The organism is Pirellulales bacterium, from assembly GCA_036490175.1.
Classification (GTDB): Bacteria; Planctomycetota; Planctomycetia; order Pirellulales; family JACPPG01; genus JACPPG01.
Genome location: DASXEJ010000382.1, coordinates 60,833 through 72,329, shown reverse-complemented (window position 1 = coordinate 72,329; position 11,497 = coordinate 60,833). Strand labels below are relative to the sequence as shown.

At 60.5% G+C, this 11,497-nt stretch carries 11 protein-coding genes; 8 read left to right on the top strand and 3 right to left on the bottom strand.

All coding sequences use genetic code 11. The features are described 5' to 3' along the window. Window positions 1-236, bottom strand: a 236-nt coding sequence (locus tag VGG64_29510) for a hypothetical protein (protein ID HEY1603777.1), incomplete at its 3' end; no start/stop codon positions are given. 143 nt (window positions 237-379) lie between these two features. On the opposite strand from VGG64_29510, the gene VGG64_29505 reads away from it, so the two are divergent. Beyond that, the gene (locus tag VGG64_29505) at window positions 380-1,396 is read left to right on the top strand and encodes a DUF1559 domain-containing protein (protein ID HEY1603776.1); all 1,017 of its coding nucleotides are present in this window, start codon (window positions 380-382) and stop codon (window positions 1,394-1,396) included. A gap of 211 nt (window positions 1,397-1,607) precedes the next feature. On the opposite strand, the gene nagB is transcribed toward VGG64_29505, so the two are convergent. After that, complete coding sequence (nagB, locus tag VGG64_29500; GenBank protein HEY1603775.1) at window positions 1,608-2,402, bottom strand: glucosamine-6-phosphate deaminase; 795 nt, start codon at window positions 2,400-2,402, stop codon at window positions 1,608-1,610. Between the two features lie 306 nt (window positions 2,403-2,708). Between nagB and VGG64_29495 the strand changes: the two genes are divergently transcribed. Both VGG64_29495 and VGG64_29490 read left to right on the top strand, forming a co-directional pair. Further along, window positions 2,709-3,596, top strand: a complete 888-nt coding sequence (locus tag VGG64_29495) for an AAA family ATPase (GenBank protein HEY1603774.1) — start codon at window positions 2,709-2,711, stop codon at window positions 3,594-3,596. Between the two features lie 374 nt (window positions 3,597-3,970). Further along, complete coding sequence (locus VGG64_29490) at window positions 3,971-5,419, top strand: hypothetical protein (protein HEY1603773.1); 1,449 nt, start codon at window positions 3,971-3,973, stop codon at window positions 5,417-5,419. A gap of 100 nt (window positions 5,420-5,519) precedes the next feature. On the opposite strand, the gene VGG64_29485 is transcribed toward VGG64_29490, so the two are convergent. Then, complete coding sequence (locus VGG64_29485) at window positions 5,520-6,035, bottom strand: tetratricopeptide repeat protein (protein ID HEY1603772.1); 516 nt, start codon at window positions 6,033-6,035, stop codon at window positions 5,520-5,522. Between the two features lie 753 nt (window positions 6,036-6,788). Here VGG64_29485 and VGG64_29480 point away from each other — a divergent pair. The 5 genes from VGG64_29480 (at window position 6,789) to VGG64_29460 (ending at window position 11,322) form a co-directional block, all read left to right on the top strand. After that, entirely contained in the window at window positions 6,789-7,109 is a 321-nt protein-coding gene (locus VGG64_29480) for a hypothetical protein (protein ID HEY1603771.1), read from the top strand. Window positions 7,110-7,455: 346 nt separating this feature from the next. Beyond that, the gene (locus tag VGG64_29475; GenBank protein HEY1603770.1) at window positions 7,456-9,690 is read left to right on the top strand and encodes a hypothetical protein; all 2,235 of its coding nucleotides are present in this window, start codon (window positions 7,456-7,458) and stop codon (window positions 9,688-9,690) included. A gap of 334 nt (window positions 9,691-10,024) precedes the next feature. Beyond that, window positions 10,025-10,378, top strand: coding sequence for a ribosome-associated translation inhibitor RaiA (raiA, locus tag VGG64_29470; protein HEY1603769.1), 354 nt, complete (start codon window positions 10,025-10,027; stop codon window positions 10,376-10,378). A gap of 60 nt (window positions 10,379-10,438) precedes the next feature. Further along, entirely contained in the window at window positions 10,439-10,915 is a 477-nt protein-coding gene (locus VGG64_29465) for a PTS sugar transporter subunit IIA (protein ID HEY1603768.1), read from the top strand. A 116-nt stretch (window positions 10,916-11,031) separates the two neighbouring features. Then, entirely contained in the window at window positions 11,032-11,322 is a 291-nt protein-coding gene (locus VGG64_29460; GenBank protein ID HEY1603767.1) for an HPr family phosphocarrier protein, read from the top strand. Window positions 11,323-11,497: the final 175 nt, after the last annotated feature.

Here is an 11,497-nt window from a genome sequence, read left to right as displayed (position 1 = left end):
GGATCGTTTAGTTCGACTGTCAGCGGAGCGGCAGTAGACAGCCTGACTGCCCCGGGACTTGTTACCTGGTCAAGTGCAACGAATTCACAAATGATCACGGACGTGCAAAATTGGATTGCAAATCCTTCTAGCAATTTTGGCTGGGTCATTCTCGGCGACGAAAGTGCGGGACAAACGGCCAGACGACTAAACAGCAGCGAATCGGCGACACCACCTTCACTCGTGATCACGTTCACGGTACCCGAGCCTTCCGCCTTCACCCTGTGCGCACTTGCTGCCGTCGCGATGGTCGTTACTCGGGCGACGCGGCGGCGTCATTCCTGAGCCGTACGGCCTGAATCAGATGTCGAGTCGCCCCGGTCAACAAGGGAGCGCGGCAATGGGCCGGATCGGCCGTAGTGCGAATGCCGGTTGCGCACGCAGTGGTCTCACGCTCATCGAGTTGCTGGTCGTGGTGGCGATCATTGGATTGTTAATAGCCATGTTGCTGCCGGCGGTTCAGGCAAGCCGCGAGGCGGCGCGTCGTGCGCAATGCGCCAGTCAACTTAGGCAGCTCGGCATTGCGGCCTCGGGACATGCGACCGCCTTGGGATACTTCCCCTCCGGTGTTCAGCAGTGGTTCTTTGAATCTACTGTTTCCTATCGCGGCATCCCGCTGTTTGCCTACCTGTTGCCTTATCTCGAAGATAGCAATGTGCTGGTCTCCTGGAACTACGTCGATCCGATCAACAATGCCAACCAAGGTGCGCAGTCGAATACCGCCGTTGTGCTGCCACTGCTGCTTTGTCCGTCCGATAACATTGCCGACAACCCGATTGTGTCGCAGGTCAACAATTGGGTTTATGCGCTGACAAGTTATGGCGGAAATGGGGGCTCTCGTTCCTATTTTCCTCTGCAGTCGACCGCTGACGGAGTGTTCCATACGACCGGTCAGGCATCCGAACCCAATAGCAATCAGGTGCCAACTCGACCCCAAGATATCACTGACGGACTGAGCCAGACCCTGCTCTTTGGCGAGCGGTCACACACCGATCCGAACTATACGTCGTTCAACGACGTCGGATGGGGAGAGCCCTTGAATCAACAAGGTTGGTGGGGGGCTTCGACCAGTCGCAAAATGATCGGCCATGTCACGATGAGCGCCTACGCGCCGATCAACTTCCGGCTGCCTTTTTCGTACGACACGCGCGCCAGCCAGAGCCCGTCGGCCAGTTCATTCGCCGACTTCGCGTATTATTCCGACATGCGCATGTGCGCTTATGGCAGCGAGCATCCGGGAGGCGCGAACTTTTGTTTTGCTGACGGCAGCACGCGGTTTCTGGTGTCGGGAACCGACTTGTCGATATTACAGGCTTTGAGCACGCGGGCCGCGGCCGAATCTATTGGCGCCAATTAGCAATTCACGAGTTTGCAGGGCGCGGTAGCGTTGCCAAAAGAGTGCCGTTCGATGGCAGTGAGCGCCAAGGTGCTCTTGCTGCTTGGCGAGAACGCGAAATTTTATCGTCGGCTCACTACGACGGGCACATTGGGCTAATGTCGCGTGGTGTCAGCCGTATCATGTCTATGCAGCGCACATCCATCGCGCTGCGGATGAGGCAACCAAAGAATTACCGTGGCACGTGCCCGGTCTGAAGTTTGCCCTGGGCGTCTTCCATCTGCCGGTAGTAGTCGCGACGTTCCAGCAAGCGCGCGGCGTCTTGGTCCAGCACCGCAATCACGTCGCGATGCAGTTGCAATGCCGAGGCCGTTACTTGTGCCGTGACCGGGCCTTCGATCGTGTCGCGCACGGCCCGCGCTTTCGTGCTACCACAGGCCAGCAGCAAACATTGCCGAGACTCGAGTATCGTGCCGACGCCCATGGTGATGGCCAATCGAGGCACCGCTTCCTCGCCGCCAAAGAAGCGGGCGTTGTCGCGCACGGTTTCTTCAGTGAGCGTTTTCAAGCGGGTTCGGCTTCCCAGCGACGAACCGGGTTCGTTAAAGGCGATGTGGCCGTCGCCGCCGATCCCCAGGACCTGCAAATCGATGCCCCCTTCGTCGCGGATCATCTTTTCGTATTGCTCGCAATAGGCTTCGAAATCCAACGCCCGGCCATCCGGAACGTGCGTATTGCGGGGGTCGATGTCGATGTGGTCGAAAAGATTGTGCTGCATGAACAGGCGATAGCTTTGCGGATGGGTGGGACCCAGGCCCACATACTCGTCCAGATTGAACGAGACGACGCGGGAGAAATCGAGCGATTCCTCGCGGTGCATGCGAATTAGCTCCGCATACATTCCCAGCGGAGTGCCACCGGTGGCCAATCCCAGGACGCAGGTCGGTTTCCGCCGCACGATGTTGGCGACAAATCGGGCGCCGACGCGGCTCACTCCGGCCGCATCTTGCTCGACAATAACTCGCATGCTGTCAAAACCTTATGTCTGTCGGGGCTGAATCGTCGAGAGGAACCGTTGCGGCGCCAGCACGGTCGGGTCTTTTTTAGCTCAAAACGAAGTTCTGGCCAACGCCCCCCGAACGCGACTCAATCTCGTATAGGTTCATTTTCTGGGCAAACGTATAATCCCCGCCCGGCACGGTCGCCCCCGGCAACTATACGTTTCCGCGTGGTCGTGTCGGGCGCAATCGTGCCTGGGGCCCGACCGGTGGCCGCGTACCGATTGCGGAGCCTGATAGTTTCGCGCCATGAGCCTTTAACCCCCAGAGCCGGCATGCGCAGGATCGCGATTCTGAATCAGAAGGGGGGGGTCGGCAAAACCACGACCGCGGTCAATCTGTCGGCGGCGCTGGCCGCCTCCGGCCGCCGCGTGACGATCGTCGATCTCGATCCACAAGCCCATGCCACGTTACATCTGGGCGTCGAGCCTGGGCGTGACGATCGTTCCATATACGACGTTCTGGTAGACGACACCCCGCTATCTGCCGTCCGCCGGCAAATTGAGGAGAATCTATGGCTAGTCGGATCCCACATCGACCTGGCGGCCGTGGAACTGGAACTCGCCGGGGTCGTCGGCCGGGAAGTCATTCTGCGGGACAAACTGGCTGACGACGATCAGGCCGCAGCCGACAGCAACGATCGCGCGACCGACGATTTCTTGCTGGTCGATTGCCCCCCGTCGTTGGGCATCCTGACAATTAATGCGCTGGCGGCGGTCGACGAAGTCTTCATTCCCTTGCAGCCGCACTTCCTCGCCTTGCACGGCCTAAGCAAACTGCTCGAGACGATCGAACTCGTCGCGCGCCGGCTCAACCCTCGCTTGACGCTTGGTGGCATCATCATGTGTATGTTCGACACCAGCACTCGTCTGGCGGGCGAGGTCAGCCGAGACGTCGATGTGTTCCTGAAACAATCGCGAGATCGCCGCGTCCCGTGGTCAGGAGCGCAGGTTTTCGAGACGCGGATTCGCCGCAACATCCGCCTGGCCGAGGCACCAAGTTTCGGTCAATCCATCTTCCGGTACGCCCCCACGTCTCATGGCGCGGACGACTACCGGCAATTGGCCGCCGAGGTGCTGGCGGCCAGCGGCGCCAGCGGATCGGGCAAGGACGTTGTCCCGTTGCCCGCTAGCGGCAAGCCCCTGCGTGCCCGCTCGGCCTAGTCGCTGTCTTTTCAGCGATCCGCATGTCGATTCTTCGACGGGCTCTTTGCAGGCCCATTCGGTGCCTCATGTCTCCCCCGCGCCAACCTGTGATTGCGCGCAGGTAGTTTGCCGTTTACGTCGACTTTGACGATTGCACGGCGTGCGCGGTCCTCTCCGGAACGGCAGGAAATGTTGATGCTAACGGTCGTACGGATCGTACCGGATGCACCGGGCAATTTTCGATTTGCTAGCTGTGGATTGAGCAACTCCATGCTCTCAGCTAGACGATGGAAATATAGCCGCGTTAGGAAGCCATGTTCGCCCCCGGGCGGACGCTGAATTCTCGCGGCGGACGGATCCACCTTCGCATGCTGGCAACGGAGTGTGTTGGGATGAAATGGCTACACGCGTGGGCAGCGACTGCCTGCTTGTTGTCGACCGCGCCGAGCGCACTGGCGCAAACCGGCTCCGCTACGCCGGGTGCCACTCCGGCCGTTCTGCCGGCTTATCAACCTTTGAGCCAGCAATCGGTCGGCGGAACGGTATTCCCCAACTACGCCGGCACCACGCAATCGTTTCCGAATTATGGAGGCGGACAGCCCGGTGCCGTCGCGCCCAGTGGCTACGTGATTCCGCCGCAGGCCTACAATGCCGCGATGATGGGACAGCCAGGCCCAATGGGCCAACCAGGCGCCTATATGGGGGGAATGTCGCAGCCGGGCATGATGCCGCAAGGCGCCATGCAAGACACGGTCATTGGCAGTACGAGCCCCATGGCTTCGGCCTGCAATGATTGCGGCGATTCGTGCAACACGTGCGCTCCTTGCGCCGCCCCCTATTGCCCTTGGTTCGGCGGTGCAGCGGCACTCTTCATGGGACGCGATCGAGGTAACAAGTTCTGGACCTCGGCCGACGGCAACACGCCCGCCAACCAGTTGATGAACACCAACGATCCCAATAACCAATTCCAGCCAGGGGGTGAGGTTCGGTTGGGCCGATATTTCGGCGGACCAGCCTATGGTATCGGCGGCGCCGGGCTGGGTGGATATGGCAACTGCTGCGGTGGCTACGCGGTCGAAGGCGTCTATTGGGCGCTGACCCCACTCAATGGGTATTCGAGCGTTAACGCACCGGCCGTCAACGACGGACTTGTCACGCCCATCATTCTTGATGCACCCCCGGTGCCGACCATCGGTCCCTACAACGCCTCCGACTACTTCGACGGAGCGCTCAAGCACGAGTTGTGGCGCCGCGACTACTTACAGAATGTCGAACTGAACTTCTGGCGGCTGCCGCTGTTTACTCCCACGCAGCGCTGCCAAGTGAATTGGATGGCCGGCGTCCGCTACCTGCGATTTACGGATGACCTAGTCTTCGGTGCGGTGTCCGGATCGCAGACGATTCCGCAGATCAACGGTACCGAGGCCTACCTCGATACCAAGATGGTCAACAACATGATCGGCGTGCAAACCGGTGCCCGCGGGAACTACTTCCTGACCCGCACCGTAAGCCTGTATGCCCAGCCTGTCGTGGGCGTTTTCGGCAACCACGCCACCAGCAACATGCACCTGTTCAACGCGGCCGGCGACCAGGGCTTCAACATTGGCGGCAAGCTGAACGACGTGGCCCTGCTCGGGCAATTGGACTTGGGCACGCAGTGGTTTCTGTCGCCGAGGTGGAGTTTGTTCGTTGCCTATCGCGTCATCGGACTGGCCGGCGTCGGTTTGGCCGACAACCAGATCCCCACCTATCTGAACGACCAGCCTGCGATTCGCGATGTCCATTCCAACGGCAGCGCGATCGTCAGCGGTGGCGTGTTCGGTACTTGGTTCGCCTATTAAGTCGGCTGCTGGAAAACGTTCGATCACGTACGCCATCGGAGACATGGCAACGGCGCACGCGGATGTTGCAGAATGCGTCGAGATCGTTCGCTACGAACGGTTAGACGACGACGCTCACAAGCGCCTGGAAACCCGGATCGGATCGGATCGGGTCGAAGTCCGGCTCGCGCCCGACCATCTCGCGGAAGGCGGGGTTGTTCTGTAGCGCCCGCGACAGGTACTCCAGGGCCAGTTGCTTGGCCCCTTTCAGACTGTAATAGCAGGCCAGGTTGTATTCGATCAATGGCTCGCTCGGTTCGACCTCGCGCGCTTTTTGCAGGCTTTCGATGGCCTGGTCCAGGCGCCCGGTCCGCTTGTAGCACCAGCCGAGCGCCATCCAGGCGTGAATGTTGCTGGGGGCCAGATCGACCGCGTCGACCAGAATAGGCACGGCATCCTGGTACTTTTCCAGGGCGCGTAGTGCCTCGCCTCGCAGGTACAGAACATGCCCGCGATAGGTACCCGGATGCTCAACGCGATCCAATAGCGCGAGCGTTTGCCGGGGCATGCCCAACTCGAGGTAGCCTTCGGCCTCCCGGATGGTGCGTTGCAATCGAATGCGGTTACTTGTCGACACGTAAGTAGCACTCCCAAACTGGCGAGCTCTGCTTAGAGGAGCGTGTCCGCGGCCCGATTTACTCTATTCTACGTGACAGCTGCAACATGCTGAAACGTCAACCAGCGCGGCGCTCGGCCAAGTCCGCAAGCTTTTTCCGGATAATTCTCGAAACCCTTCTGAAATCGATGCCGCATCGGCGGGCGGAATGCCTTCACCGGCGGAAGTTCGCTCGGACGTACCGGCGAGGGCTGCGCCTACAAATCGTCAGGTTGGATCGACGTTCCCATGTTTCTTATCAGTGCTACGGTGCGCGGACTCGAAAAGTCCGTTTCGCCGTAACGAAAACTTCCCTGAGCCGATGGCCGGCCTGCGCGACGTCCCGTCGCAAACATCCCGTATAAATAGCCCGCCGGGGCCCTCTTCTTCGAGGTCGGCAACGCCTCGGGATACGGCAAGTTGCGGTTTATCCTCTGGGGACAAGGCTAACACATTCGGCCAACTGCTGACCGGCGGACGTAAGTACAGGTCAAGGCAGACGTCGATGCTTTTTTGCGGCGCCCGCGTGGTGTGGCGGCTGCACCGGGTCGCAAAAAAGCCACACTCCCTCTGCTTCGGGTCGCCTAGTCGCACGGCGCAACACGTATCAAGATAATCGGTTGCGCAAAATGGAGACTGTTTCGTACGTGGCCGGTCCGTTGATTGCTTTTCTGTTGTTGCGCGTCTGGCGATATTCCCGCCATGGCGATTCAACATCTGCGAGACGTCGGCTAAATGGTCCGGTCCCTGTTGTGGTTTCTGACGCTGTTTGCCGCGCTCACCGCAGCGGTGTGGCAATTTGGCGGTTCGGCGCCGCGGCCAGAGATGACCGGATATGCTTGGCGGCGGACGGTCAGTGGTTGGGAACACGTTCCGCAGTGGAACTCGCCCGGGCCGAGCGAAGAACCCATCTTGCACCCGCTACTCGTGACGAGCCTGCTATTGGCCGCCTCGCTTCTGGCGCTTTCCGCGGCGCCCCTGGTTCCCTCGTTCCAAAGGCGGCAGCAAGCAGACGAGGGCTGGCCTGCCCGAGGCCACGCCGGGGCTCGCTCCTAGCTGAGCAGCTGCGGCGCGCATGGATGGCAATAAACAACCGGCCAAGGATGTGGTGCGCCTTTACCCATCGCGTATCAAAACGTCGCGCGAAAATCGGCACCAATTGCCGAATCTTGGGAAAACAGCGTGGTTTAGGTCGCGGCTGCGCCGTCGTTGCGCGCATTTTTTGCCAGATTCTCGTACGAATCGGGCCACGGACTCCCACTATTACCCTTAGATGGCGGAGAAGGATCTGATAGTCATTTGCCGCGCGCGACTGCGATTTCGTGGTCTCGCGTGGGCCGGTTGGGATCGGATCCTGGAGTTTCGCCTGCTTAACGCTTGACACTCATTCTGGAAAATGAAGATGCGACTGACTCTGCGTTACCTGCTGGCTTACCTTGACGATCAGTTAGAGCCGGCCGACGCCCAATCCCTAAACGAGCGTATCGAAGCCAGTCAGTTTGCCACGGATTTAATGCATCGCGTGCGCGACGTCAGTCGGCGATTGAAACTCGGTGCTCCCAAGGTCAAAGCGCGCGGCCTGGCCGGCGACGCGAACACCGTGGCCGAATACTTGGATCACACGATGCCGGTCGGCCAGGTCACCGAATTCGAGAAAATCTGCCTGACGTCGGACGTCCACCTCGCCGAGGTCGCTTCGGCACATCAGATATTGGCGTTGGTGCTTGGCGAGCCGGCGGCCGTCGATCAGAAACTGCGGCGGCGCATGTACTCCTTGCCTAACCACGACGAAACTATCGATGAGGTTGACGAGGACGAAGTAACGGCTTCTCCCGACGACCACGACGGCGACCATGATGGCGAGTTGACCACTGTCGGTACGCTACCACGTCGCCGGCGTCCAGAAATTCCCGACTGGCTCCGCGACCAGCCGAAACGTCGCAGTCGCTGGTTGCCGGTGGGGGCTCTCGCCTTGGGGCTCGTCGCCGTGGGCGCGGCCACTTACTTGTACTTTGGCCACCCCGGCATGGAATGGAATTTGGCCAGTCTGGATGAAGGTATCCTGCCCCCTGTCAAGGAAACAACGACACCGCCGGCCCCCACACAGTCGGCCGATGTGCAGACAGACGCGCCCGCCGCCGCAGAGCCATCAAGCGAACTCTCGACGGCCGACACCTCTCCGATTGTGCCGGTCGCTGAAGCGGCGGCTTCCGAGCCGACCGAGGCCCGCGAGATCGCGCGTGAGGAGTCGCGAGTTACTTCGGATGCGCCGTCCGACGACGTTCCCCCCGCAGTGGCCGGAGGGCGCAATCCGCTGCGCCTGCCGGTAGATCAGGATTCCGCGTTTAATACCGATGTGCCGCCGGAAGGCGCCGCACCACGAGGCAACCATGGCGCGGGAATGCCGGGCTCGGATGAAGCACCGACGGCACTCGACGACCAGGCGTTGGTGGCTGGCGGAGGGCGACGAATGGACGCAGGAAGCGGGGCCGCCGTGGCCGTGGGGAGATTGACGAACGAAAACGACATCATGCTGCACGCGGTGCCGCCCGACGGCGCATGGACTCGCCTTTCGACGCGAGACGCACTGCTGGCCGACGAAGAGCTGGTGGCGTTACCGACATTTCGGCCGGGAATCGCCCTGAGCACGGGCGGAGTCGCCATTGCCCACATGCTGGGCGGTTCGATCATTCGGCTCATGGCGCCAGACGAGAACGGAGTTCCTGGATTGCACGTCATCGACGGTCAGGTGGTGGTCGCCACGGCTGGCAAACCCGGCACCCAGCTCAACCTGCAAGTCGACGGCCGAGTGTACCTGGTGACCTTTTTGGGCACCGACACGCGGATCGCGCTCGATGCTCACCGGTGGCTGCCCGACGGCGCTGATCCTCTTAAGGATGAAGCCCGCACGAGCGCCGTTCTGTACGTTCCCAACGGCGACATCGAATATCTCGCCAAGGCGGGCGTAGCTCCGGAAACTTTGAAAGCGCCCGCGATGAGATCATTGCTGGCGGCGGGCGCGGTCGAAGATTCGCCGGCATCGGCCGAGGTGACGTTTCCGGCTTGGATCAACGGCAATCCGCTCAGCCAGATGGAACGGCAGGCGGTCGACTTCGTCAACCGGGATCTGATCGTGGACGAGCCGGTGCAGGCTCGCTTGCGTGCCCTGGCCGAAAGTCGGCGTTACGAAGTGCGCAATCTGGCCGTTCACTGCCTCACGCTACTTGGCGATTTCGAGGCCCTGCTGCCACTGTTGAATGATGAGAAGCAGAAGATCAATTGGTCGAGCCAGATCGAAGGGGCCCGCGATGCATTGGCGCGCAGTCCTGAGCTAGCCAAGCAGTTGAAAGAGACGCTGGAGAGCCAGCGCGATGCCGCGGAAGCCCAAGAATTGTATGAAATGCTGCGGGGCTTCTCCCGCCGTGAACTGCAAGATGGTGCGGCGGCGCGGCTGGTCGCTAACCTCGATCACGAGGATCTGGATTTTCGCGTGTTGGCGTTTTGGAACCTGCAACGCGTCTCGGCGGGGCCGCTAGGGTATAAACCCGAGTATTCCCCCGCCAAGCGCCAGGACGGCCTCCGCGCCTGGAGACGAAAGCTGGCCGAAGGCCAGATCGTGCCCAAGTCCGCGGGGTGAGCTTTGGGCAATGTCGCAGAGTATTACTTGCAATCCGACGGCATAAGCTGACCTAGCACCTTCACGGCCGGGTCGGCGAGTCACCGGTTTTGCGCTGCGTTGCACGGGCGGCGCCTGCGCTGGCTTTGGGAACCCACCAGGCATTGCCCTCGACTTGTCCTGCCTGGATGTATCCCCTTACGCTGGGGCCGATATCGGGTAAACTGGCCGTTGTCATACCCTTTTTCTGATTTTTGCCTCGTTTGTAGCGCATTCGGGCACTGGTTAGAATGGGTCTTTTTGTCGCGCTTCAGCATGCCCGAAGCATACAGACCCCCTGGTTAGGAGCGGCGCGGTGCAGATAAGCATCTCAGCCCGGCACGGACATTTAAGTGAGGCAACCCAAGCCAAGATCGTCGCCAAATTGGAAAAGTTGCCGAAGTATTTCGAGCGTTTGACGGCCGTCGAGTTCACGGTGAATTTAGAGCATAAAGACGCCCCTTCGGTGGACTTGCGCGTGTCGGCGGAGCACAAGCACGACTTTGTCGCCACCGAGCAGGCCCCCGAGCTCATGGCTGCGGTCGATTGCGCCGTCCACAAAGTTGAACAGCAGTTGAGAAAGTACAAGGAAAAGGTCCAGGACCACCACCGCACCCCTGGACTTCGGCAGCAGGGAAGCGTTGTCGAGCCTGATCCGGAAGTGAACTGACCGAGATCTCCGACACCCCGGCCGTCGCCCTGAACCGCAGCGTGTAGAAGGAGTGGGTGAATGAAGTTTGCAGACTTTGTAAGCCGCGAGGCCGTTCGCGCGGATCTCACGGCGGATGACAAAGAGTCCGTGATTCGCGAGATGGCTCAGGCTCTGCTTGACGCGGGCAAGGTTTCGGCCGCCGAGTACGAAGGCATCATCAAGGCCATCCTGAAACGCGAAGAACTCGGCAGCACCGGCATCGGGCGTGGCGTGGCGGTTCCGCATACCAAGCATGCCAGTGTGGACCGTTTGATTGGCACCGTGGGCGTCAGTGCCGAGGGGGTCGATTTCGATAGCCTCGACGGCGAGAAAGTAAATCTCTTCTTTCTGCTCATCTCGCCGCCCGATCGGCCCGGCGATCACCTGCGGGCTCTGGAGAATGTTTCTCGGCAACTGCGCGATGACACGTTTTGCAAATTCTTGAAGCAAGCCAAGAATGCCGAAGAGATTCTGCAATTGTTGGACGAGGCGGATAACAATCAGTTCGTTTCCTGACTGCAGCTTTCGGGGTGAATAGCCCCGGGCGATCGAAGCATCGCCGAGCGGGTGGTTGCACTGACGACGCCCGGACACGACTCACGACGTACGCCTGCCCGGTTGAATTGTTATCAATGAACGAACAGAAGTCGCAACGAACGGTGGTCGTCACGAACCCGCAGGGCTTGCACGCACGCCCCGCCGATATGTTCGTGAAGTTGGCCAGCCGCTTCGAATCTCGCATTGAAATAGTCAAAGATAGTGAGCGAGTTGACGGTAAGAGTATCCTGGCGATTCTCACTCTGGCTGCGACCGCGGGAACAACCCTCTCGATCGAAGCCTCGGGGAGTGACGCCGAGCAGGCGTTGGACGCGCTGGCCGAACTGGTAGCGCATAACTTCGCCGAAGACGAAACACCGTGTTAGACATTACGTGGGGCTTGGCGAGCTGCCGGCCGGCACAAACGCGTGCCGCCAGCGATCGCCGAAGCCAGAGTTCTTGCCGCGCGGGAATTAGCAAGCGCATCTGACGCTTGGCTGCGACGCGAATCGTCCGGCCGCCGTCGGGTTCCCCAACAGGGGGCGTTTCTGCTTTCACGCG

Coding starts and splice junctions, on each gene's coding strand:
- VGG64_29505 (HEY1603776.1), top strand. CDS start 380: ATGGGCCGGATCGGCCGTAGTGCGAATGCCGGTTGCGCACGCAGTGGT.
- nagB (HEY1603775.1), bottom strand. CDS start 2,402: ATGCGAGTTATTGTCGAGCAAGATGCGGCCGGAGTGAGCCGCGTCGGC.
- VGG64_29495 (HEY1603774.1), top strand. CDS start 2,709: ATGCGCAGGATCGCGATTCTGAATCAGAAGGGGGGGGTCGGCAAAACC.
- VGG64_29490 (HEY1603773.1), top strand. CDS start 3,971: ATGAAATGGCTACACGCGTGGGCAGCGACTGCCTGCTTGTTGTCGACC.
- VGG64_29480 (HEY1603771.1), top strand. CDS start 6,789: ATGGTCCGGTCCCTGTTGTGGTTTCTGACGCTGTTTGCCGCGCTCACC.
- VGG64_29475 (HEY1603770.1), top strand. CDS start 7,456: ATGCGACTGACTCTGCGTTACCTGCTGGCTTACCTTGACGATCAGTTA.
- VGG64_29465 (HEY1603768.1), top strand. CDS start 10,439: ATGAAGTTTGCAGACTTTGTAAGCCGCGAGGCCGTTCGCGCGGATCTC.
- VGG64_29460 (HEY1603767.1), top strand. CDS start 11,032: ATGAACGAACAGAAGTCGCAACGAACGGTGGTCGTCACGAACCCGCAG.